We start from the raw sequence: 22087 nt of genomic DNA on the forward strand, positions 1-22087 counted from the left end.
CCTCCCAGGCATTGCAATAGGTCTCGAAACGTTCGACCAGGCGCGGCTCGCCAGGCACTTCCTTGGCGAAGGGCGAAATGTCCTTGGGGAAATGCGTCACGTGGCTCGGCTGGATCAGCGTGCCCTCGACCTTCTCCTCGAAGATGAAGGCCAGGCATTCGCCCCAGGTCCAGTCCTTCTCGACCTCAAAGCCGGCAGCTTTGGCCGCCGCACGGGCCTCCTCGTCGGTCTTGATGGCGAGGAAATCGATGCCGGTCACTTCCTTGACGGCATCAGGCATCGGCACCCGCTTGAACGGTCCCTTGAAGGAGATGTCCGTGTCGCCGTACTTGAACTCGGTCGAACCGTGGATCGCCATGGCCAGCTCGGCGAACATGCGCTCGACGAGGTCCATGATGTCCTCGTAGTCGGCATAGGCCCAGTAGCATTCCATCATGGTGAATTCCGGATTGTGCCGGGTGGAGACGCCTTCGTTGCGGAAATTGCGGTTGATCTCGAACACCTTGTCGGTCAGGCCCGAGACCAGCGTGCGCTTGAGGTACAGTTCCGGCGCAATGCGCAGGAACATGTCGAGTTTCAGCGTATTGTGATGCGTCTTGAACGGCTCGGCCGTGGCACCGCCATAGACGGAATGCAGCATCGGCGTCTCGACTTCCAGAAAGCCGTCCTTTTCCATGAAGCGGCGGATGCCGGAAATGATCCGGCTGCGCTGCAGGAAGCGCAGCTTTGAATCGTCATTGGTCATGATGTCGAGATGGCGCTTGCGATAGCGGATCTCGATATCGGAGACGCCGTGCCACTTTTCCGGCATCGGCAGCAGCGTCTTGGTCAGCATGGTGATCTCTTTGGCATTGATCGACAGCTCGCCGCGCTTGGTACGCCGCACCGTGCCGGTGACGCCGATAATGTCGCCGATGTCGATCATGGCAAGCATGTCGCGCGCGGCTTCCGGCGTCACGTCCTTGTGCGAAAAAATCTGGATCTTGCCTGACGCGTCATGGATATCCATGAACATGCCCGAATTGCGCGAGGAATAGACGCGGCCGGCAACGGTGACGACGTCCTGCGTCTCGGTGTCCGGCACCAGGTCCTTGTACTTCTCGGCCAGGTCGGCATTGGTGATCGTGCGATGGAAATGTGCCGGATAGACGTCGCCGATCTTCTCGCGCAAAAGCTTCAGCTTCTGCGCACGCACTTCGGCGGCATCGGAGGAAAGGGCGGTTTCGGTCGTCTTTGTGTCGTTCATCGTCTCTCGCCTTAAAGGGCTGTCGTTGTGGTCACCCCCCTCTGCCCTGCCGGGCATCTCCCCCTCAAGGGGGGAGATTGAATGGGGCACTCTCACCGTCCGCTCGCTACCGTCGAATACTGAGCACTCTATCTTTGCTTGGGGCAACGAACGAGCCTCTGGTCGATCTCCCCCCTTGAGGGGGAGATGCCCGGCAGGGCAGAGGGGGGTATTCCAGCGCTGCCGTTCCCGACAGCCATATTCCAACTGCTAATTTCCGCTTCCGACCATCGAGGCCACCACCGCGGCCGCCTGTTTGAGCCGCTGGCGCACAACCGAGCGGCCAAGCAGTGCCATGGAATCAAACAGCGGCAGCGAGCGCTGGCTGCCGGACACCGCTATAAACAGCGGCGGCGTGACGACGCGCAGCTTCTTGCCCATCCGGTCGGAAATGGCGCGCAGCTCTGCCTCGATCGTCTCGACATTCCATTCGAGGATCTTTTCGAGATCGGCCTGCACCGTGTTGATGATCTCGAACGTTTCGGCCGGCGACGTCTTGACGCCGGCAAACGAGGCGGGCGTTAGGCCGACATCGGAGGACAGCAGGAAGCCGGCGAGCGGCGGCAGTTCGCCGAGCCGCGTCACGCGCGATTGCGACAGTTTCAGGCCCTCGGTCAGGCGCGAATTCTCCGACGCCCATTCCAGCACACGGGCGATGAAATCCTCCGGCGTCAGCTTCTCGCGGATCCAGCGGCCGTTCAGCCAGTCGAGCTTGGCGATGTCGAAGATCGCGCCAGCTTTGGAAAGGTTGTCCGGATCGAATTTTTCCGCCAACTCGTCCATGGAGAGCATTTCCTCTCCTTCGGCGATCTGGATGAAGAACAGGCCCAAAAAGTTCATCAGCGCTTCCGGCAGGTAGCCGAGCGCGGAATAGTAGCTGATCGAGGTCGGGTTCTTGCGCTTGGAGAGTTTTGATTTGTCGGCATTGCGCATCAGCGACAGATGCATGAACACCGGCTGGTCCCAGCCGAAATAGCGGTAGAGCAGAATATGCTTCGGCACCGAGGCCAGCCATTCCTCGCCGCGCGCCACATGGGTGATCTTCATCAGATGGTCGTCGATGACGTTTGCCATGTGATAGGTCGGCATGCCGTCGCTCTTCATCAACACCTGCATGTCGACGCTATCCCACGGGATCGACACGTCGCCATAGACGCCGTCGTGGAAATCGCAGGAACCTTCGGCGGGAATCTTCATGCGGATGACGGAGCTTTCGCCCGCCTGCATCCGATGCGTCACTTCCTCGGCCGTGTAGGTCAGGCAGAGCCCATCATATTTCGGCGGCTTGTTGGCTGCACGCTGTGCCTCGCGCATCTGCTCCAGCCGCTCAGGCGTGCAGAAGCAGCGGAAGGCATGGCCCTTGTCCAGCAGCTCCTGGCCATAGGGCTGGTACATATCCTTGCGGTCGGACTGGCGATAGGGACCGTAGGGGCCGCCGACATCCGGGCCTTCCGACCATTTCAGCCCCGTCCATTTCAGCGCATCGAGCACCTTCTGTTCGAATTCCGGCGTCGAGCGCGTCGCATCGGTATCCTCGATACGAAGAATGAACTCGCCGCCGTTTTTCTTGGCGAACAGATAGTTGAACAGCGCGATATAGGCGGTGCCGACATGCGGCTCGCCGGTGGGAGAAGGAGCGATGCGGACGCGAACGCCGGAAGCTGTCATTTGATAGGACCCATGCGGAAATGGCTGACGGCAGCCGGAAAGCGCGAAAAACGCTGGCCACCTCGATTGGGCGAGCCTTAGGCCATATTCACGATTGCGCGTCAAGGAAAACGTCGAAGAGGCGGCGAAGCTTCACTCCCCGGAAGACCTTTGAAGGGCGCCCAAAAGTGAAGACCGGTATCCTGTCAGCAGATACCCACCTCACATCGGCGGACTTGAATCCTGTCGATCTCCAATTCGATCGCCGTGCCCTGCTCTTGCGTAACCCCCTTCGACAACTTCCGACGCTCCAGATTCCTCTGCTGATGAACCAAGTCGATGGTGGACTGCACCAGACGTCGATTTTGCTGCGTGTCATCCAGAATATACGACTGCCCACAAGCAGCGTCGAGCAGATGAATCTCAAGACTGCCCTGGCTGTTCAGCAGGAAGTAGAGGCCAATGATCACGTCCTTCTGCTTCCACTCTGATGGCGGAGGTTGTCCACCCGGAGTTTCCCAGGACACGCGGCGAAAAACGACGTCATTGTTCATAGGCGAACCGTCGAGACGACGAAGTACTGCAAAATCAAAATAAGCTTTATTGCCTGTTCTATCAGGGTAGTAACCGACGACTTTTGCTCGCAGCACGGCGTCGGCATACCCATAGGAGTCCCAGCGCATCTGGCTGACAGGGATAGCACAGGCTTGAAGATAGTGCGGCCAGAGGATCCAAAGCCATGAAAGCAGATAGAAGATGCAGCTCTTTCTCATCGGAACCGTGACCAGGGATCGACTGCTAAATTTCATCGGCCGATCGATCGGCCAATCCCAAAGTCAATCTATGCCCGGAAGAGACCAGTGTTCAACCCCTATCCCCCCGCTCCGTAGGTGTTCAGAAAAACCTTGACGGCGGACGCGACGTTCCTTTCGATTTGCTCTGCCGTGGGCGCCTCCTTCATTTCGCCGAACAAACGCAGGCGGAACAGTCCGGCAAGACAGAGATCGCCGAATTGGCGGCCGATCATCATCGCATCGTCTATGTCCTTGAGATTGCCCTGCTCCGCCTGCCGCTGCAGGTACTTGGCGAGCATGACCGGTCCGCTGTTCGGCCCGGCGACCATGAACTGAGCGGCAAGGCCGGGCATGCGGTCGATCACGCCGATCACCGTGCGCATGCCGCGGATGGTCTTGTCGGAGAGCAGATGGGTCGCGAAGAGAACGCCGAAATCATGCAGCGTCTCGGTGACGGGCAGATTTTTTTCCAGGATCTCCTGCAATTGGCCGAAGATGCGCAGCTTCTGCCGCTCGATCATCGCGAAGAACAGGTCTTCCTTGTTCTTGAAATAGACGTAAAGCGTGCCCTTGGAGACACCGGCCTCGCGGGTGATGTCGTTCATGCTGGCAGCGTCAAAACCCACTTGCATGAAGACTCTGAGCGCACCATCGAGAATCTGCTCGCGTTTGACAGGATCTTCGCCCGCCGCGGGCCGCCCGGCCGGCGTATCGGCCTGCGGCATAATCGCCGCATCGGTCTTGCCAAGGACCTCGTTCATGTCCATTTCCCTTTTATTCATTTTATTCGAACCGATCGGTTCGATTGCCTCTTGATATGGGACAAAAAACGGATTATGTCAATCTCGAACTGAACCGTTCGGTTCGATTGACTGTCCGGTTCGAACTCTTTGTGTGGAAGGCGGGAGTACCCGGTATGGCAAGCACGAACACCAATCTGCGTCCGGTCGAAGAGAACAATGAAGTTCCCACCGGTAGCGAAGCGCCGAAGATGGAAAAGCCGGCGGAACCGATCGCTCCGGCCGCACCGGCGGCAGCCCCTGCACCGGCTGCCGCGCCTGCGGCGCCGGCTGCTGCGGCCGAGCCCGCCAAGAAGAAGGGCGGCGTGCGGCGCTTCATCCTGCCGGTGATCTTACTCGCTGCCATCGGCGCCGGCGCCTATTACGGCCATGATTATTGGGTCACAGGTCGGTTCTTCGTTTCCACCGACGACGCCTATATCGGCGGCGACATAACCAATATCGCACCCAAGGTGACCGGCTATGTCGCCAAGGTCAACGTGGTCGCCAACCAGCGCGTCCACAAGGGCGATGTGCTGGTGACGCTCGACAATGGCGATTACAAGCTTGCCGCCGACCAAGCCGAGGCCGCCATCGAGACCCAGAAGATGACGCTCGAACGCTTCGACGCCCAGATCGCCGCCGCCAAATCCGCCGTCACCCAGGCCGAGGCACAGAAGACCTCTCTGGAAGCCTGGCTGCGCGGCACCCAGATCACGCTCGATCGTCAGGAAGACCTGGCCGCCAAGAAGGCCGGCACAAGGGCGGATCTTGACAACGCTCGCGTTGCGTTAGACCAGGCCAAGGCGAACCTCGCCGGCGCCGACTCGGCGATCGCCTCCGCCCAGGCCAATATCGCCGTCGTGACCGCCCAGCGCGCCGAGGCCGAAAGCCAGATCAAGTCGCTGCAGGTTGCCAAGGACAAGGCCGAACGCGACCTGTCCTTTACGCTCATCAAATCGCCGATCAACGGCGTGATCGGCAATTTCGCCGTCCAGGATGGCGACCTTGTTTCGCCCGGCCAGCGCCTTGCCTCGCTTGTTCCCGTCGATGATCTCTATATCGACGCGAACTTCAAGGAAACGCAACTCGAAGGCATCAAGCCCGGCGCCGAAGTCGACATTACCATCGACGCGCTGAGCGGCCATCCGCTGCGCGGCACGGTCGAATCGATCGCACCGGCCTCTGGCTCGGTCTTCTCGCTGCTGCCGCCGGAAAATGCCACGGGCAACTTCACCAAGGTGATCCAGCGCGTGCCGGTCCGCATCGCCATCCCCAAGGATGCGCTTGAAAGCGGCAAGCTGCGCGCCGGCCTTTCCGTGGTCATCGCCATCGACACCCGCACCGGCGACGCCAGCAAGATGCATTTGGCAGACGCCGAATAAGACTTGAAGCGCGGCGGCTCTGGTAACGGGGCCGCCGGCCGAACTTCGATCAAACTCATGTTTGGGCCGCGGGACCGCTGCGGCAGGGAGGGCCGCCATGGCCGCCACGACAGCCACAGTCGATCAGGTAACCCAGCTTCCGCGCGCTTCGGCTCCCGCCGCTCCGGCCCGGCCCGCGATGCCGATGGCGCCGCCGATACCCGAGCTGACCACGCGCCGCGTGCTCGCCTTCTTTGCCATGGTCTTCGGCATGTTCATGTCGATCCTCGACATCCAGATCGTTTCGGCCTCGCTCGCCGAGATCCAGGCGGGCCTCTCTGCCTCCAGCGACGAGGTCGCCTGGGTCCAGACCTCCTACCTGATCGCGGAAGTCATCATGATCCCGCTGTCCGGCACGCTGGCGCGGATTCTTTCGACGCGGGTGCTGTTCTCGGTCTCGGCGGCCGGCTTCACGCTCGCCAGCATACTCTGCTCCACTGCCACCAATATCGATCAGATGATCGTCTACCGCGCCTTCCAGGGCTTTATCGGCGGTGGCATGATCCCGTCGGTGTTTGCGGCCGCCTTCACCATCTTCCCGCCGTCCAAGCGCGCCGTCGTCTCGCCGATGATCGGCCTGGTGGCGACGCTGGCGCCGACGATCGGCCCGACGATCGGCGGCTATCTCAGCCACGCCTTTTCCTGGCACTGGCTGTTCCTGGTCAATGTTCTGCCCGGCATTTTCGTTGCCATATCAACCTGGCTGCTGATCGACTTCGACAAGCCCGAATACAGCCTGTTCAAGAAGTTCGACTGGACAGGCCTCGCCGCCATGGCCGTCTTCCTCGGTTCGATGGAATATTTTCTCGAAGAGGGCAATACCAAGGGTTGGTTCGACGACAATAACATCACGATTGCCTTCGTAGCGTCGGCGGTCGGCGGCGTGATCTTCTTCTGGCGGGCCTTTACCATCCCCTTCCCCGTCGTCGATCTCCGCGCCTTCACCAACAGGAACTTTTCCTTCGGATCGGTGTTCTCCTTCGTCATGGGCATCGGCCTTTATGGCCTGACCTATCTCTACCCGGTCTATCTCGGGCGCATCCGCGGCTATGACTCGCTGATGATCGGCGAGACCATGTTCGTCTCCGGCCTGGCAATGTTCTTCACTGCGCCGCTGGCGGGCTTCCTCTCCAACAAGCTCGACCTGCGCGTGATGATGGCGATCGGCTTCGGCGGCTTCGCCACCGGCACCTGGATCATGAGCCATCTCAATGCCGATTGGGATTTCTGGGAACTCTTGATCCCGCAGATTCTGCGCGGCTGCTCGCTGATGCTGGCCATGGTGCCGATCAACAACGTCTCGCTGGGCACGCTGCCACTCGACAAGATCCGCTCCGCCTCGGGCCTGTTCAATCTGACACGCAATCTCGGTGGCGCGGTGGGGCTGGCGGCGATCAACACCATGCTGACGCATCAGACCGACGTGCACTACATGCGGCTGGCGGAACATGTGAACTTCGCCAACCCGGCCGCGCTCACCATGATGAACAATCTGGCGGCGACCTATAACAGCGTCGGCATGGACGGCAGCCAGGTAGCAATCAAGAAAATGGTCGGCATGGTCACCCGGCAGGCCTATCTCCTGTCCTTCATGGATATCTTCATGGCGCTGACCATCCTGTTCGGCGTGCTGGTGCTGATGACCGCCATGCTGAGCAAGCCAAAAGCCCCGCCGAAGGGTGCGGGTGGCGGCGGACACTGACGAACCCGCCGCAATCCACGCAAGACTTCGGCTGACGACAAGCGCACGGTAACGACCTCCCGCCGTGCGCTTGTTGTCGGCCATCAGCTTTCCTAAATCCTAATGCGACACTTGACGGTGTCCACCTGCGATTATTCCAGCGCTTGCAGCATGAGTTATAGAGTGGTACATTCACTCGAAACTGGAGAGATGAATGATCGTCGGTTTTCGGGACGATTGGTTGCGGGCATTCTTCGTGGAGGATGTCCACTCCCGGAATATTCCTGCCGACCTCGAAAGCCGGTTGTTCCGCAAACTGCAGATGATCGACGACGCAATGACCGATCAGGACTTGCGTGTACCGCCCAGTAACCATTTCGAGAAACTGCGCGGTAATCTCGATGGTTTGTGTTCAATCCGGGTCAACAAGCAATGGCGGGTGGTCTTTCGATGGGATGGCAGTCGCGGCGAGGCGTCCGATGTCTATCTTGACGACCATAGTTATCGATGAGGTGAAAGATGCTGATGACCAAGCGTAAGCCGGCGACGATCGGCGAAATCTTGACGGAAGAATTCATGCAGCCGCTCGGCCTGACGCAGGCGGCCTTGGCCGAGGCAATGGGCGTCCAGCGCAAGCACGTAAACGAATTGTGCAACGACCGGCGTAGCGTGACGGCAGCAACCGCGCTGATTTTGGCGCGCGTGTTTGGCAACAGCCCGGACTTCTGGCTCAACGTGCAGCGGCGCAACGATTTATGGGATGCCATGCACAGCCCCAAGGAACGAGCGCGGATCGAGCGCGCGAAGCCGCTGGCGACAGCAGCGTAGCCCGCAGGTCGCTATCCTTGCCCCAACGCTGGCATCGACCGGCACATCGAGAGGCGGGGCCATCGCATCTTTAACTGACCCAACTGCCGCTACAGCAGAATTCTTCCAAATAATAACAGCATGCTCTAAAGTTGCTTTACGTACCTCATTTTCTGGGCTAGCTTGAATCCCGGAGGAATTCAGGTGTTGTATCTCAGCTACATTGGATTTGCTGCGTCTTTCGCGCGCCCCGAACGGGGTGCCGCCCGATGAGCATGTCCGCCGCGGGCTCACTCACGCCGCTGTTGCAGGCGGTCGGGATATCGAAGACCTTCGGCATTGTCGAAGTGCTGCGCGACATCAACCTCACCGTCAATGCCGGGCAGGTGCATGCGATCATCGGCGAAAACGGCGCCGGTAAGTCGACATTGATGAAATTGCTCGCCGGACACCTCACACCCACCCGCGGCGAGCTCAGCATGGATGGCCAGCCGATCCATCTCTCCGGTCCTGTCGATGCGGAACATCGCGGTATCGTCCTTGTCCATCAGGAAATCCTGCTCGCGCCCGACCTGACCGTGGCGCAGAACATCTATCTCGGCCGTGAATTGCGCCGCGGCCTGACGGTCGACGATCGCGCCATGAACGCCGGCGCTCACAGGGCCATTCTCGAACTCGGCGCCGACATCGATCCCACCGCCATTGTCGGCCGGCTGTCGATCGCCCAGCGGCAATTGGTGCAGATCGCCCGCGTGCTGCTGGTGCCGCATCGCGTGGTGATCTTCGACGAGCCGACCGCCTCGCTCACCCCGGTCGAGACCGAGGCGCTGCTGAAGGTGATCCGCGACATCCGCGACAAGGGCGTCGCCGTGCTCTACATCTCGCATCGCCTGCAGGAGGTGAAGGAGATTGCCGATCAGGTGACCGTGCTGCGCGACGGCCGCCTCGTTGCCAGCCATCCGGTGAGCGAACTGGAACCGGCAGATATGGCGCGGCTGATGGTCGGCCGCGACGTGGCGAAACTCTATCCGGACCGCCATGCCGCGACCACCGCTGGAACTGTGCTCGAGGTCAGCGATTTCAGCGTCCCGCACCACGCCGAGCATGCCTCGTTCAAGCTGCACAAGGGCGAGATCCTGGGCTTTGCCGGCCTGGTCGGCGCCGGCCGCACGGAACTGATGGAAGGCATTGTCGGCCTGCGGGCCGGCAGGGGCCAGATCCGGTTGAACGGGCAGCCGGTGAGCTTTCTGGACGTCAAGTCGAGCCTCAGGGCCGGCATCGTCTATCTCTCCGAGGATCGCAAGGGCAAAGGCCTGCTTCTCCTGAAAGACCTCAAGACCAATCTGACGCTCGCCTCGCTCGGCAAATTCATCCGCGCCTTCCAGATCGACCGCAACAGGGAACGCGCCGCGCTGGACGAGGCAATCCGCGAATTCGATATCCGCACCGGTCGCAAGGACCTGCTCGCCGGCCAGCTCTCGGGCGGCAATCAACAAAAGCTGCTGCTCGCCAAGATGATGATGCTCGATCCCTCGATCGTCATCATTGACGAGCCGACGCGCGGCATCGACATCGGCACCAAGGAACAGATCTATAAATTCATCGCCAAGCTGGCCGCAGAAGGCCGTTCGATCATCGTCGTCTCCTCCGAAATGCCGGAACTGATCGGCATTTGCGATCGCATCATCGTCATGCGCTCGCGCCGGATCGTCGGCGAGGTCACAGGCGAGCACATGAACGAGAACGAGATCGTCGTGCTTGCCACGGGCGTCAAAATCGGGGAGGCCGCCTGAGCGGCGAAGACTGAGCATGGCCAATGTTTCGACCGAAACTCCGAAGATCGAGCGCTCCTGGAAGGATGTCGATCTGCGCGCCGTCGCGCCCTTCGTGGCGCTGGCGCTGCTGCTCATCGTCGGCTTCTTCATCAACCCGAATTTTCTTGGCGGCACGAATCTCTCCAACGTCATGACCCGCAGCGCCTTCATCGCCATCATCGCGGTCGGCGCCACCTTCGTCATTTCCTCCGGCGGGCTGGACCTGTCGGTGGGCTCGATGGTCGCCTTCGTCGCCTGCCTGATGATCCTGTTCATGAATTCGGGCGTTATTGCCGAGCCCGGCCTGATGCTGCTTGCCGCCATGGCGCTCGCCGTGGTCATCGGCGCGCTCTGCGGCCTCGCCAACGGCCTCATCACCACAGTCGGCAAGATCGAGCCCTTCATCGCCACGCTCGGCACGATGGGGATCTATCGCGGCCTGACCACCTGGCTGTCGCAGGGCGGCGCGATCACATTGCGCTCGCCGGACCTGCAGAGCCTCTATCGCCCGGCCTATTTCGGCAATATCGTCAAGATCGGCAGCTTCAATGTTACGGTGCCGATCCTCATCATCGTCCTCACTGCCGCCATCGGTGCCTTCATCCTTTATCGCACCCGCTATGGCCGGCACGTGCTGGCGGTCGGTTCCAACGAAGATGTGGCGCGTTATTCCGGCATCCCGGTCAATATCGTGCGCACCGTCACCTACGTGCTCCAGGGCCTCTGCGTTTCGGTCGCCGTGCTGCTTTATGTGCCACGTCTCGGTTCGACGTCTGCGACAACAGGCACTCTCTGGGAATTGCAGGCGATCACCGCCGTGGTCGTTGGCGGCACTGCGCTGCGTGGCGGTGTCGGCCGCATCTGGGGCACAGTCTGCGGCGCCTTCATCCTCGAAATCGTCGGCAACATCATGCTGTTGTCGAATTTCATCAGCGAATACCTGATCGGCGCCATCCAGGGCGCGATCATCATCATTGCGATGCTCGTTCAGCGTTCGCTGATGCGGAAATCGTGAACCGGCCGGGTCAAGGGGTCGCCCGGCCCATGTCGTGGACCCTGAACTTGGGAGAGAGAACATGCGTAAAGGACTAATGGGCATTGCCGCCATCAGCATGATGGCGCTTACCGGCGTCGCCCACGCCGATGACAAGAAGGTGACGATCGGCGTGTCGATCCCGGCCGCCGACCATGGCTGGACGGCGGGCGTGGTCTTCCATGCCGAACGCGTCGCCAAGCTGCTGATGGCCGAACATCCGGGCCTCAACGTCATTGTCAAGACCTCGCCGGATGCCGCGAGCCAGGCCAATGCCATCCAGGACCTGCAGACGCAGGGCATCGATGCGCTGGTCATCCTGCCGTCCGACCCGGATCCGCTGGTCAACGCCATCAAGGAAGTCAAGGACGCCGGCAAGTTCGTCACCATCGTCGACCGCGCGCCGTCGGTGAACGACAACACGATCCGCGACCTCTATGTCGCCGGCAACAATCCCGCCCTCGGCCAGACGGCCGGCGAATATATCAAGAAGAACGATCCGGACGCCCAGGTCGTCGTTATCAGAGGCCTGCCGATCCCGATCGACCAGCAGCGTCAGGACGGCTTCGACAAGGGTATTGCCGGCTCGAACATCAAGGTTCTCGACCGCCAATACGGCAACTGGAACCGCGACGACGCCTTCAAGGTCATGCAGGACTATCTGACCAAATATCAGAAGATCGACGTGGTCTGGTGCCAGGATGACGACATGGCCGTGGGCGTGCTGCAGGCCATCGACCAGGCCAAGCGTACGGATATCAAATATGTTCTCGCCGGCGCCGGCTCCAAGGACATGGTCAAGAAGGTCATGGACGGCGACAAGCTGATCCCGGTCGACATCCTCTATCCGCCGGCAATGGTCGGCACTGCGATGGAACTGACCGCCAACAACTTCTATGATCAGGTCCCGGTCCGCGGTACCTATGTCCTCGACGCCACTCTCGTCACCAAGGACAATGCCAAGGATTTCTACTTCCCGGATTCTCCGTTCTGATCTGACGTGACCCTCTCGCGCCCATCCCACCGGATGGGCGCGTTTCTTTATGACCTTTTCCGTTTCGCAATCTTTTTTCCGATGTTAATTTCCCGCCACAATCAGGAGGAATCCAAATGAAGACGATCAAGGGCCCGGCGCTGTTTCTCGGACAGTTCGCGGGCGACACCGCCCCCTTCAATTCCTGGGATGCGATCACCAAATGGGCCGCCGATGCCGGCTATGTTGGCGTCCAGGTCCCGACCTGGGCCGGCCAGCTCATCGACCTCAAGAAGGCCGCGACCTCCAAGGACTATTGCGACGAATTCGCCGGAGTCGCCCGCCAGAACGGCATCGAGGTCACCGAGCTTTCCACCCATCTCCAGGGCCAGCTCGTCGCCGTCCATCCGGCCTATGACGAAGCCTTCGACGGCTTTGCCGCACCCGAAGTGCGCGGCAACCCTGGAGCACGCCAGGCCTGGGCCGTCGACCAGGTGAAGATGGCGATCTCGGCCTCGAAGAATCTCGGCATCAAGGCGCATGCGACCTTCTCCGGCGCCCTTGCCTGGCCATTCATCTATCCCTGGCCGCAGCGCCCGGCCGGCCTGGTCGAAACCGCCTTCGACGAACTCGCCCGCCGCTGGACGCCGATCCTCGACCATGCCGAGGACAATGGCGTCGACGTCTGCTACGAAATCCATCCGGGCGAAGACCTGCATGACGGCGTAACCTTCGAGATGTTCCTCGAGCGGGTTAAGAACCACCCCCGCGCCAACATGCTCTACGACCCGTCGCACTATGTCCTGCAGTGCCTCGACTATCTCGACCACATCGACATCTATCACGACCGCATCAAGATGTTCCACGTCAAGGATGCCGAGTTCAACCCGACCGGCCGGCAGGGCGTCTATGGCGGCTACCAGGGCTGGGTGCAGCGCGCCGGCCGCTTCCGCTCGCCCGGCGACGGCCAGGTCGATTTCGGCGGCATCTTCTCCAAGCTGACGCAACATGATTTCGACGGCTGGGCCGTGGTCGAATGGGAATGCGCGCTGAAGCATCCGGAGGATGGTGCGCGCGAGGGTGCGGAATTTGTCCGGCATCATATTATTCGTGTGACGGAGAAGGCATTCGACGACTTTGCCGCGTCCGGGACGGATGATGCGGCGAACAGGCGGATGCTGGGGCTGTAATGGGTGGGGGTTACCCCCCTCTGCCCTGCCGGGCATCTCCCCCTCAAGGGGGGAGATCGACCGAGGGGCACGGCCATCGTCCCAAAACGAACGTCGCTGAATATGCAACGGCAAATCGAGGCAGGAAGAGCGCCCCATCCAATCTCCCCCCCTTGAGGGGGAGATGCCCGGCAGGGCAGAGGGGGGTACCACGGCTGCCAACCAACAAGAACAGGAGAAACCACATGGCCATCGAAGGAACGACGGAAAAATTCGAGCCGCGCATCAAGCTCGGCATGGTGGGCGGCGGCTCGGGCGCCTTTATTGGCGCGGTGCACCGCATCGCGGCGCGCATCGACGATCACTATGACTTCGTCGCCGGCGCGCTCTCGTCGACGCCGGAGAAAGCACGCCAGTCCGGCGCCGAACTCGGCCTCGACCCGTCGCGCACCTATGACGATTTCAAATCCATGGCGATCCGCGAAGCCAAGCTCAAGAACGGCATCGAAGCCGTGGCTATCGTCACGCCGAACCACATGCACTACCCGGCCGCCAAGGAATTTTTGACCCGCGGTATCCACGTGATCTGCGACAAACCGCTGACCTCCAACCTCGCCGACGCCAAGAAGCTGCTGAAAGTTGCCAAGGAGAGCGATGCGCTGTTCATCCTGACGCACAATTACACCGGCTATCCGATGGTCCGCCAGGCGCGCGAAATGGTCAAGAACGGCGAGCTCGGCGAAATCCGCCTGGTGCAGATGGAATATCCGCAGGACTGGCTTTCCGAACCGATCGAGCAGACCGGCCAGAAGCAGGCAGCCTGGCGCACCGACCCGAAGCAATCCGGTGCCGGCGGTTCGACCGGTGATATCGGCACGCATGCCTATAACCTCGGCTGCTTCATCTCCGGCCTCGAGGCGGAAGAGCTCGCCGCCGACGTCCACACTTTCGTCGCCGGCCGCCAGCTCGACGACAATGCGCATGTGATGATGCGCTTCAAGGGCGGCGCCAAGGGCTTGCTCTGGTGCAGCCAGGTGGCTCCGGGTCACGAGAACGGCCTGAAAGTCCGCGTCTACGGCACCAAGGGTGGCCTGGAATGGGTGCAGGCCGATCCGAACTATCTCTGGTACACGGAGCTCGGCAAGCCGAAGACACTGCTCACCCGCAACGGCGCCGGCGCCGGCCCCGCCGCCGGCCGCGTCAGCCGCATACCTTCAGGTCATCCGGAGGGCTATCTGGAAGGCTTCGCCACCATCTACACCGAAGCAGCCAAGGCGATCATCGCCAAGCGCAACGGCAAGCCGGTCGACCCGGCTGTGATCTATCCGACCGTCGAGGACGGCGTGAAGGGCGTGGCGTTCGTCGAGGCCTGCATCAATTCGTCCAAGCGCAATGGCGCCTGGGTGAAGCTCTGACAGTAGGTCACGACAATCAATGTGAGAAACCGGGGCGGCAATTTTGCCGCCCTTTCCAATTGCGGCCACAATGACGCTGCTCGATAATGTTGAATGCTTTGGAGATTGACCATGAATCCTATTCTCAAGACGACAGCATTTGCCATCTCGATCGTGATCCCGATCCTCGCCGCCCCTGCTTTTTCGATGGCCATGACTCTTCCCGAGGCATGTGAAAAACCCGGCGAGAGCATGGCGATGCAACAGCAAATGGACATGTCCAGCATGCCGATGAAGGACTTCCAGAAGGATTTCATGAGCGGCATGCAGCAGATGGATCCGGCGATGACGCAAGGCATGATGCAAGACAAGCCGGACGTCGCCTTCATCTGCGGCATGATCGCCCATCATATGGGCGCAGTACAGATGTCCGAGGTCGAGCTCAAATACGGCAAGGATGAATGGGCGCGGCAATTGGCGCAGAAAATCATCGATGCCCAGAGGAAGGAAATCGATGACATGACCAAATGGCTGGAGAAGAACCCGAAATAGCGCCGGTCCATAAAGTCTATGCCCCGCAAACAGCCGTGGCAATTCAAACTGCAACGTTACAGATTTAAAAATTTCGTAACTCGACTTTCCGGCCCGGCTTGGCTAAACCGCCTCCGAACTCTGGCGCGACGCGCCTGTCCGTCACCCTAAAAGGGGAAATTCAGCATGGATCCGAAAATTCTCGCCGCCCGCTTCCCGGGAGATTTTGTGTTTGGCGTCGCCACCGCCGCCTTCCAGATCGAAGGCGCCAGCAAGGCCGACGGCCGCAAGCCATCGATCTGGGACGCCTTCTGCAACATGCCGGGCCGGGTGCATAACCGCGACAATGGCGACATGGCCTGCGACCACTATAACCGCCTGGATGAAGACCTCGACCTGATCAAGGAACTCGGCGTCGAAGCCTATCGCTTCTCGATCGCCTGGCCACGCATCTATCCCGATGGCACCGGCCCGCTGAACGAGAAGGGCCTGGATTTCTACGACCGCCTCGTCGACGGCTGCAAGGCGCGCGGCATCAAGACTTTTGCCACGCTTTACCATTGGGACCTGCCGCTGACGCTGATGGGCGACGGCGGCTGGACGGCGCGCTCGACGGCCTGTGCCTTCCAGCGCTATGCCCAGACGGTGATCCGCCGCCTGGGCGACCGGCTCGATGCCGTGGCGACCTTCAACGAGCCCTGGTGCTCGGTGATCCTGTCGCATCTCTACGGCATCCATGCCCCGGGCGAGCGCAACATGCAGGCCATGCTGCATGCCGCCCACTTCACCAACCTCGCCCATGGCCTCGGCGTCGAGGCGATCCGCACTGAGGCGCCCAAACTGCCGGTCGGCATCGTCTACAATGCCATGTCGGTGATGCCGGCCTCCAATAGCGAGGCCGACAAGGCCGCCGCCGTCCGCCACGATGCCTTCCACAACGGCATCTTCTTCGACCCGGTGTTCAAGGGCCATTACCCGCAGGCGCTCCTCGACGCCTATGGCGATATCATGCCGAAGATCGAGGCCGGCGACCTCAAGACGATTTCGCAGAAAATCGACTGGTGGGGCCTGAACTATTACCGGCCCGAGCACGTCTCCGCAGATCCCAACCCGAACGCCGCCTTCCCGGCGACCGTCGAGGCTGCTCCCGTCAAGCCGGAAAAGACCGATATCGGCTGGGAGATCAATTCGACCGGGTTGAGCCACGTCGTGCGCGACCTCTATGCCCGCTACGAGCTGCCGGAGCTCTACATCACCGAAAACGGCGCCGCCTACAATATGGGCGTCGGCGTCAATGGCGAAGTCGACGACCAGCCACGGCTCGATTACTACACCGACCATCTGTCGGTCTCGGCGGACCTGATCAAGGAGGGCTATCCGCTGCGCGGCTATTTCGCCTGGTCGCTGATGGACAATTTCGAATGGGCGGAGGGCTACAAGATGCGCTTCGGCCTCGTCCATGTCGATTATCAGACGCAGGTGCGCACGGTGAAGAAGAGCGGCAAGTGGTATAGCGCCCTTGCCAGCGAATTCCCCAAGGGCAACTATATCAAGACCGACGCCGCCTGATCAGCCGTGAAGCGCTTCCTCGCCATATCGGGCAGCCTGCGCCGTGTTTCCACCAACACGGCGCTGCTGCGCGCCATGGCGAAAGATGCACCGGACGGCATCGCCATCGAACTCTATGACGGCATGGGCGACCTGCCGATCTTCAATCCCGATCGCGAAGGCGATCTGACGCCACAGGCCGTCAACGACCTCGGCCAAAAGGTTCGCGAAGCCGACGGCCTGATCATCTCCTGCCCGGAATATGCCCATGGCATTCCGGGCGGGCTGAAGAACCTGCTCGATTGGCTGGTATCGCGCGACGAGATCCCGCACAAGCCTGCGATGCTGCTCAGAGCGTCGAGCCGCAACGACATCTCGCACGCGGCGCTGTCAGAGGTGCTGCGCACCATGTCGGTGGCGGTGATGCCGGAGGTCGGCATCCACATCCATCTCATCAGCCGGACACCGGATGAGATTGCAAGAATATTCGCCGACCGGAAACGACAAGAGGAGTTGCAGCGAGCCTTGCACGGCTTCGCGGGATGGATAGACGGGTTGAACGGCCACGCCTAGGCCGAAGCCCAGCGGCCCCCAAAGCACCGACTATTTAATCCCATACTCGGTGCTCCAGACTTTTGCCGCAGTCATGCTCCCGCCATCGAATGACATGCAAGGTGCTGCTGGTTCTCATATCTGGATTCTTCAATATAGACGTAACCTTTCACTGGATCCTTCAAGGTCTTGTAGAACTGGTCAAATTCTGCGTCCTCCATTGACAACAGAGCTACAGAAGTTCCGTTGACAAAGAGCTCATACGGCATCAAACCTTTGCCTTCACAATTGGTTATCTCGACAAAGAAAGTGGATTCCCACTCGTGGAGCCATTTCACATTCTGCTTTGGAAGCGATATTTCGATTTTTCTCCAACGATCGCCCAACGTTCCGAAATACCCTTTGGGCCGCGTCTCTACCACGCCATCGTCGTGAATACGTAATGGTGATATCCTCATGGCACAGGCAGCGCACGCGGCGGCCAGAGTGATTGCAAATGCGGTCGAGAGATATCTCAAAGGTCTGCCACCAGCGAGCGCCTCGTCCCAAAAATCGACATATCGAACCTGTCGACATCCTCGACCAGTTCCACCAGCCCCTTCACCGCATGCTCGATCAGCGCCTCACCCTTCTCAGCCGTGGCAGCGGTCGCATCCCCCGCCGCCCCATCCGGATTGAGATCGCTCATCATCCAGCCGAAAGCATGTGGTCCATAGGCGCGCAAATGGCCGAAATCGCGAGCGAAATAGCTCTGACGTGAGTGAAAATTCTGCGCCAGCGACATATCGACCTTGTCCGGATGCAGCGCCAGCATCACCGATGTCTCGATAGCGCCGCCATGGATGTCGAGCGCCTTTTCCGCCGGCGTGATCACGCCGTCGGGCACGCCGAAGCGTGTCCAGCTCGTCGTCACGCACAGCATCTTGAACCGCACCCGCGCCTCGGTGGCGACGATGGTGAGCAGTGGTGAATTGCCGCCATGGGCGTTGAGCAGGATGAGCTTTTCCACGCCGCTCTGCATCAGGTTGTCGGCGATGTCGAGCCAGCCCTCGACGGCCTCGTTGAAGGCGAGCGAGCGGGTGCCCTCGCGGTCGGAATGCTCGATCGAATAGCCGATCGGATCAGCCTCGAGGAACAGCATCTCGATATGCTGCGGCAGCGCCTCCTTCAGGCGCTGAGCGATGCCCTCTGCGATCAGCGTATCGGTGTCGAGCGGCAGATGCGGACCATGATATTCGTGGGCTCCGAGTGGCAGGACGGCAATGGTCCGAGGGTTTTTTTCGTGATCGGCCATTCTGTCCAACTTCCCCTTGCCATGCGCCTTGCGCTTCAGTCATACAGTCTCCGCAGATTTAAGCAAAGACCGGGGCGGACATGGTCAAGAAGGACAAGGGCGACAAGAAGGAGAAGGACGACAAGCCGAAAGAGCGATATGTGGCAGGCACGCTGCAGCCGGAAATCACCCGCGCAGCACGCTCGATGCGGACCTTCCTCACCAATTCGCTGTCGGCAAGCAGCATCTATGCCGGCCAGGACGCGGTCATTCTGGCGCTCGCCGGCAAGGAGTCGATGACCGCAGGCGCGATTGCCACCGAACTCGGCGTCAAGCCCCCGACCATGACCCGGACGCTGTCGCGCATGGAGGCGCAGGGCTTCATCCAGAAATTGCCGGGAGAGACCGACGGCCGGCAGATGCGCGCCACGCTGACGCCCGAAGGGCAACGGCATGTCGGCGCCATCGCCTATGCGATCAAGGCGACGGAGGCTTTCGCTTTCGATGGCCTGACCGACAAGGAAATCCGCCAATTCTCCAAGGTGCTGCGCCGGATCAATCGTAATTTCGGTGATCAGCCCGATGATGACGAGGGAAATGGTGAATAATACGCTTCCCTCGCGCGGAGGGCGTTGCAGATGCGCGATTCTGTGATACCTCAATCGATTTAGGGAGATATGCGGATCGGTGCCGCCGTGTTCATAAGTTCGGCGGGTCGTGCGTGCGGGAGGCTGTATGGCCCAGAAGATTAAACTATCGACCATAGCCGAGACCTTGGGCGTATCGACCGCCACGGTTTCGCTGGCACTGCGCGACAGCCCGCTGGTTGCCGTCTCCACCCGCGACAAGATCAAGGAACAGGCACGCGCGCTGGGCTATATCTATAACCGGCGCGCAGCCAGCCTGCGCACCTCGCGCTCGGGCATTATCGGTGTCATCGTCCACGACATCATGAATCCGTTCTACGCCGAAATCCTCAAAGCGATCGAAAGCGAGCTCGACCGCAGCCAGCACACCTTCATCCTCTCCAATCACTACGACTCGGTCGAAAAGCAGCGCAATTTCATCGAGACCATGCTGCAGCTCGGCGGCGACGGCATCATCATGTCGCCGGCGATCGGCACGCCGTCGGAGGACCTGGAACTGGCCGAGGAAAACGGCATGCCGGTCATCCTGGTCGCCCGCACCATCGAGGGCGTCAGCCTGCCTGCCTTCCGCGGCGATGACAGCTATGGCATCTCGCTCGCCACCAACCACCTGATCTCGCTCGGCCACAAGGTGATCGCCATGGTCGGCGGCACGGACCAGACCTCGACCGGCCGCGACCGCTACCAGGGCTATGTCAATGCGCTCCGCAAGGCCAATATAGATGTTCTGCCGGAACTCAGGATTCCCGGCCCTCGCACCCGCCAGAGCGGCTTCGAGGCGGCGGTGCATTTCCTGTCGCTGCCGCTCAAACCCACCGCCGCCGTCTGCTGGAACGACCTCGTCGCCATCGGCCTGATGAATGGCATCGCCCGTGCGGGGCTGACACCAGGGGTTGACATCTCGGTCTCCGGCTATGACGATCTTGAGGAAGCTTCGATCGCCACGCCGGCGCTGACGACCGTCTGGAACGGACAGTCAGAGGTCGGCCGGCTCGCGGCGCGGGCACTGCTCGATCGCCTGGCCGGCAGCCACGAGCCCGACGGCCTTCATCTCATCAAACCGGAAATGCGCATCCGCCAGTCTTCCGGTCCCATGAAACCGCGAAAGTAACGATATTTCCCATGACCACTGTTCTCCTGATCGGCAAGGTTCATCCGCGCGTGCGCGAACGTCTCACCGGCCGCTTCGACCTCATCGAATTGAAGAGCGCAAATCCGGCCGATGTGACGCCGGAAATGGCTGAAAAGGTCGTGGCGGCCGTCGCTTCCAGCGGCAGTTCGGCCGCCTTGATCGACGCGCTTCCGAAACTGAAGCTGATCGCCAATTTCGGCGTCGGCTATGACGGCGTCGACGTCAGGCATGCCGCGAGCAAGGGCATCATCGTCACCAACACGCCCGACGTGCTCGATGAGGAAGTCGCCGACACCGCCATCGGCCTGCTGCTCAATACCATTCGCCTGCTGCCCCAGGCCGAGAACTGGCTGCGTGCCGGCCGCTGGGTCAAGGAAGGTCCGTTCCGCCTGTCGCCACTGTCGCTACGCGGCCGGCATGTCGGCATCTATGGCATGGGCCGCATCGGCCAGCAGATCGCCAGCCGTCTGGAAGCCTTCCACGTCAAGATCAGCTATCACACCCGCCGGCCCAACAGCGCCGTGCCCTATGACTATGTCGGCTCGCTGAAGGAATTGGCCGAGACGGTCGATACGCTCGTCTGCATCGTGCCGAAGACGGCGGAAACGCGTCGCACAATCAACACGGAAATCCTCAAAGCGCTCGGTAAGAACGGCGTGCTGATCAATGTCGGCCGCGGCTGGACGGTGAGCGAGGACGACCTGATCCAGGCGCTGGAAAATGGCGACATCGCCGGTGCCGGCCTGGATGTGTTCGACGACGAGCCGAACGTGCCGGAAGCGCTGATGACGTTCGACAATGTCTCGCTGCTTCCGCATGTTGCCTCGGCCTCGGTCGTCACCCGCAACGCCATGGCCGATCTCGTCGCCGACAACGTCATCTCCTTCCTTGAGAAGGGCGCACCGGTCACCCCGGTGCCGGAGACGCCGTGGAACGGATAACACGTCGCCCGAAAATGGCCCCGGTTTCGGGATAACGACATGCGCAAAACAAGTAGAATTTAATTAGAATTTTACCATATTCCGAAAATCGTTAATCCTCCGGCAAGTTTTGCGCCGCATCATTGCTCCTCGAGCCGGGCATGCGCGCCCGGCGCCGCCCCAAAACCTCGGGACGGCACCAAGATGGAGCGGATCATGGGCATGCGCGCGCTCATCCTGACGCTTTGCGTCGGCGGTTTTGGATTGTGGATGCTCGGCCCGGCGAAAGAGCCGGCGCCCGATCCGGTCGTCACGGCTTCGGTCAACAAAACCAACCTGGATTTCACCGTTTCGAACATGGAAAACGGCACGGCTTGCCTGCTGACCCGCGGCAACCGCCAGAGCGGCCGTTCCAGCGACGTCAGGCCCGGCCACGATTGCGAAACGGTCTGGCCCGGCCTTGGCGAGGTGCGCAACTGGACGCAGAATGAAGACAACACCGTGACGCTCACAGATGACAGCGGACGGGAAGTCCTGACGCTGGCACAGGGCGACGGCGTCGATTTCGAAGCGCTTCAACCCGACAACGCGGTGCTCGCCTTCAACGCAGTGAACTGAAGCCCATAAATTCCTTGCAGCCAGACACGCCAATTTGTCTTGAGCCGGTCACGGCCATTTGACAGA

The 22087-nt window shown here is 60.8% G+C and carries 22 protein-coding genes; 16 read left to right on the forward strand and 6 right to left on the reverse strand.

The features are described from left to right. From lysS to AC1D06_RS04825, 4 genes are all read right to left on the reverse strand, one after another. Positions 1 to 1246 (reverse strand): lysine--tRNA ligase (lysS, locus tag AC1D06_RS04810; protein ID WP_477985367.1); only part of this gene is annotated, 1246 nt, incomplete at its 3' end. Between the two features lie 249 nt (positions 1247 to 1495). Continuing rightward, a complete protein-coding gene (gene gltX / locus AC1D06_RS04815; protein ID WP_477985368.1) occupies positions 1496 to 2953 on the reverse strand; it encodes a glutamate--tRNA ligase in 1458 nt (485 codons plus the stop codon). 185 nt (positions 2954 to 3138) lie between these two features. After that, positions 3139 to 3741: a hypothetical protein gene (locus AC1D06_RS04820; protein ID WP_477985369.1), complete on the reverse strand. Its 603-nt coding sequence runs from the start codon at positions 3739 to 3741 to the stop codon at positions 3139 to 3141. A gap of 62 nt (positions 3742 to 3803) precedes the next feature. Continuing rightward, positions 3804 to 4487 (reverse strand): TetR/AcrR family transcriptional regulator, encoded by a 684-nt coding sequence (locus tag AC1D06_RS04825; protein ID WP_477883715.1) that lies wholly within the window; start codon positions 4485 to 4487, stop codon positions 3804 to 3806. Positions 4488 to 4642: 155 nt separating this feature from the next. Here AC1D06_RS04825 and AC1D06_RS04830 point away from each other — a divergent pair, with 155 nt between their 5' ends. The 12 genes from AC1D06_RS04830 (at position 4643) to AC1D06_RS04885 (ending at position 17452) form a co-directional block, all read left to right on the forward strand. Further along, the gene (locus AC1D06_RS04830) at positions 4643 to 5890 is read left to right on the forward strand and encodes an HlyD family secretion protein (RefSeq protein ID WP_477985370.1); all 1248 of its coding nucleotides are present in this window, start codon (positions 4643 to 4645) and stop codon (positions 5888 to 5890) included. A gap of 178 nt (positions 5891 to 6068) precedes the next feature. Then, positions 6069 to 7631 (forward strand): DHA2 family efflux MFS transporter permease subunit, encoded by a 1563-nt coding sequence (locus tag AC1D06_RS04835; RefSeq protein WP_477985540.1) that lies wholly within the window; start codon positions 6069 to 6071, stop codon positions 7629 to 7631. A 193-nt stretch (positions 7632 to 7824) separates the two neighbouring features. Next, a complete protein-coding gene (locus AC1D06_RS04840; protein WP_477985371.1) occupies positions 7825 to 8121 on the forward strand; it encodes a type II toxin-antitoxin system RelE/ParE family toxin in 297 nt (98 codons plus the stop codon). 8 nt (positions 8122 to 8129) lie between these two features. Further along, on the forward strand, positions 8130 to 8438 hold the full coding sequence (locus AC1D06_RS04845; protein WP_477985372.1) for a HigA family addiction module antitoxin: 309 nt from the start codon (positions 8130 to 8132) through the stop codon (positions 8436 to 8438). A 254-nt stretch (positions 8439 to 8692) separates the two neighbouring features. Further along, positions 8693 to 10210, forward strand: coding sequence for a sugar ABC transporter ATP-binding protein (locus AC1D06_RS04850; protein ID WP_477985541.1), 1518 nt, complete (start codon positions 8693 to 8695; stop codon positions 10208 to 10210). 16 nt (positions 10211 to 10226) lie between these two features. After that, entirely contained in the window at positions 10227 to 11246 is a 1020-nt protein-coding gene (locus AC1D06_RS04855) for an ABC transporter permease (RefSeq protein WP_477985373.1), read from the forward strand. Between the two features lie 76 nt (positions 11247 to 11322). Continuing rightward, positions 11323 to 12258 carry a substrate-binding domain-containing protein gene (locus tag AC1D06_RS04860; RefSeq protein WP_477985542.1) on the forward strand — a complete coding sequence of 312 codons (936 nt, stop codon included), beginning with the start codon at positions 11323 to 11325 and terminating at the stop codon, positions 12256 to 12258. Positions 12259 to 12374: 116 nt separating this feature from the next. Continuing rightward, complete coding sequence (locus tag AC1D06_RS04865; RefSeq protein WP_477985374.1) at positions 12375 to 13427, forward strand: sugar phosphate isomerase/epimerase family protein; 1053 nt, start codon at positions 12375 to 12377, stop codon at positions 13425 to 13427. 224 nt (positions 13428 to 13651) lie between these two features. Continuing rightward, positions 13652 to 14821: a Gfo/Idh/MocA family protein gene (locus AC1D06_RS04870; protein ID WP_477985375.1), complete on the forward strand. Its 1170-nt coding sequence runs from the start codon at positions 13652 to 13654 to the stop codon at positions 14819 to 14821. A gap of 111 nt (positions 14822 to 14932) precedes the next feature. Next, entirely contained in the window at positions 14933 to 15352 is a 420-nt protein-coding gene (gene copM / locus AC1D06_RS04875) for a CopM family metallochaperone (protein WP_477985376.1), read from the forward strand. A gap of 165 nt (positions 15353 to 15517) precedes the next feature. Next, a complete protein-coding gene (locus tag AC1D06_RS04880) occupies positions 15518 to 16900 on the forward strand; it encodes a GH1 family beta-glucosidase (protein ID WP_477985377.1) in 1383 nt (460 codons plus the stop codon). A gap of 6 nt (positions 16901 to 16906) precedes the next feature. Then, entirely contained in the window at positions 16907 to 17452 is a 546-nt protein-coding gene (locus AC1D06_RS04885) for an NADPH-dependent FMN reductase (RefSeq protein WP_477985378.1), read from the forward strand. A gap of 71 nt (positions 17453 to 17523) precedes the next feature. Here the strand turns inward: AC1D06_RS04885 and AC1D06_RS04890 are convergent, their stop codons facing one another. Both AC1D06_RS04890 and AC1D06_RS04895 read right to left on the reverse strand, forming a co-directional pair. Further along, positions 17524 to 17949: a hypothetical protein gene (locus AC1D06_RS04890; protein ID WP_477985379.1), complete on the reverse strand. Its 426-nt coding sequence runs from the start codon at positions 17947 to 17949 to the stop codon at positions 17524 to 17526. Further along, positions 17946 to 18725 carry a creatininase family protein gene (locus AC1D06_RS04895; protein WP_477985380.1) on the reverse strand — a complete coding sequence of 260 codons (780 nt, stop codon included), beginning with the start codon at positions 18723 to 18725 and terminating at the stop codon, positions 17946 to 17948. The genes AC1D06_RS04890 and AC1D06_RS04895 overlap by 4 nt, the downstream gene beginning before the upstream one ends. 80 nt (positions 18726 to 18805) lie before the next feature. Between AC1D06_RS04895 and AC1D06_RS04900 the strand changes: the two genes are divergently transcribed. From AC1D06_RS04900 to AC1D06_RS04915, 4 genes are all read left to right on the forward strand, one after another. Further along, a complete protein-coding gene (locus AC1D06_RS04900; RefSeq protein WP_477985381.1) occupies positions 18806 to 19312 on the forward strand; it encodes a MarR family winged helix-turn-helix transcriptional regulator in 507 nt (168 codons plus the stop codon). A gap of 127 nt (positions 19313 to 19439) precedes the next feature. Next, a complete protein-coding gene (locus tag AC1D06_RS04905; RefSeq protein ID WP_477985382.1) occupies positions 19440 to 20462 on the forward strand; it encodes a LacI family DNA-binding transcriptional regulator in 1023 nt (340 codons plus the stop codon). An 11-nt stretch (positions 20463 to 20473) separates the two neighbouring features. Further along, a complete protein-coding gene (locus AC1D06_RS04910) occupies positions 20474 to 21424 on the forward strand; it encodes a 2-hydroxyacid dehydrogenase (RefSeq protein WP_477985383.1) in 951 nt (316 codons plus the stop codon). Positions 21425 to 21619: 195 nt separating this feature from the next. After that, a complete protein-coding gene (locus tag AC1D06_RS04915) occupies positions 21620 to 22021 on the forward strand; it encodes a hypothetical protein (protein ID WP_477985384.1) in 402 nt (133 codons plus the stop codon). Positions 22022 to 22087: the final 66 nt, after the last annotated feature.

This window comes from Rhizobium sp. P2_G2 (genome assembly GCF_056403555.1).

Excerpts from the sequence above, each read along its gene's own strand:
- AC1D06_RS04910 (WP_477985383.1), top strand. The coding sequence starts at position 20,474 with ATGACCACTGTTCTCCTGATCGGCAAGGTTCATCCGCGCGTGCGCGAA.
- AC1D06_RS04860 (WP_477985542.1), top strand. The coding sequence starts at position 11,323 with ATGGGCATTGCCGCCATCAGCATGATGGCGCTTACCGGCGTCGCCCAC.
- gltX (WP_477985368.1), bottom strand. The coding sequence starts at position 2,953 with ATGACAGCTTCCGGCGTTCGCGTCCGCATCGCTCCTTCTCCCACCGGC.
- AC1D06_RS04865 (WP_477985374.1), top strand. The coding sequence starts at position 12,375 with ATGAAGACGATCAAGGGCCCGGCGCTGTTTCTCGGACAGTTCGCGGGC.
- AC1D06_RS04905 (WP_477985382.1), top strand. The coding sequence starts at position 19,440 with ATGGCCCAGAAGATTAAACTATCGACCATAGCCGAGACCTTGGGCGTA.
- AC1D06_RS04895 (WP_477985380.1), bottom strand. The coding sequence starts at position 18,725 with ATGGCCGATCACGAAAAAAACCCTCGGACCATTGCCGTCCTGCCACTC.
- AC1D06_RS04845 (WP_477985372.1), top strand. The coding sequence starts at position 8,130 with ATGCTGATGACCAAGCGTAAGCCGGCGACGATCGGCGAAATCTTGACG.
- AC1D06_RS04840 (WP_477985371.1), top strand. The coding sequence starts at position 7,825 with ATGATCGTCGGTTTTCGGGACGATTGGTTGCGGGCATTCTTCGTGGAG.
- AC1D06_RS04880 (WP_477985377.1), top strand. The coding sequence starts at position 15,518 with ATGGATCCGAAAATTCTCGCCGCCCGCTTCCCGGGAGATTTTGTGTTT.
- AC1D06_RS04820 (WP_477985369.1), bottom strand. The coding sequence starts at position 3,741 with ATGAAATTTAGCAGTCGATCCCTGGTCACGGTTCCGATGAGAAAGAGC.
- AC1D06_RS04855 (WP_477985373.1), top strand. The coding sequence starts at position 10,227 with ATGGCCAATGTTTCGACCGAAACTCCGAAGATCGAGCGCTCCTGGAAG.
- AC1D06_RS04850 (WP_477985541.1), top strand. The coding sequence starts at position 8,693 with ATGTCCGCCGCGGGCTCACTCACGCCGCTGTTGCAGGCGGTCGGGATA.
- AC1D06_RS04915 (WP_477985384.1), top strand. The coding sequence starts at position 21,620 with ATGGGCATGCGCGCGCTCATCCTGACGCTTTGCGTCGGCGGTTTTGGA.
- AC1D06_RS04825 (WP_477883715.1), bottom strand. The coding sequence starts at position 4,487 with ATGAACGAGGTCCTTGGCAAGACCGATGCGGCGATTATGCCGCAGGCC.
- AC1D06_RS04870 (WP_477985375.1), top strand. The coding sequence starts at position 13,652 with ATGGCCATCGAAGGAACGACGGAAAAATTCGAGCCGCGCATCAAGCTC.
- AC1D06_RS04835 (WP_477985540.1), top strand. The coding sequence starts at position 6,069 with ATGCCGATGGCGCCGCCGATACCCGAGCTGACCACGCGCCGCGTGCTC.
- copM (WP_477985376.1), top strand. The coding sequence starts at position 14,933 with ATGAATCCTATTCTCAAGACGACAGCATTTGCCATCTCGATCGTGATC.
- AC1D06_RS04830 (WP_477985370.1), top strand. The coding sequence starts at position 4,643 with ATGGCAAGCACGAACACCAATCTGCGTCCGGTCGAAGAGAACAATGAA.
- AC1D06_RS04900 (WP_477985381.1), top strand. The coding sequence starts at position 18,806 with ATGGTCAAGAAGGACAAGGGCGACAAGAAGGAGAAGGACGACAAGCCG.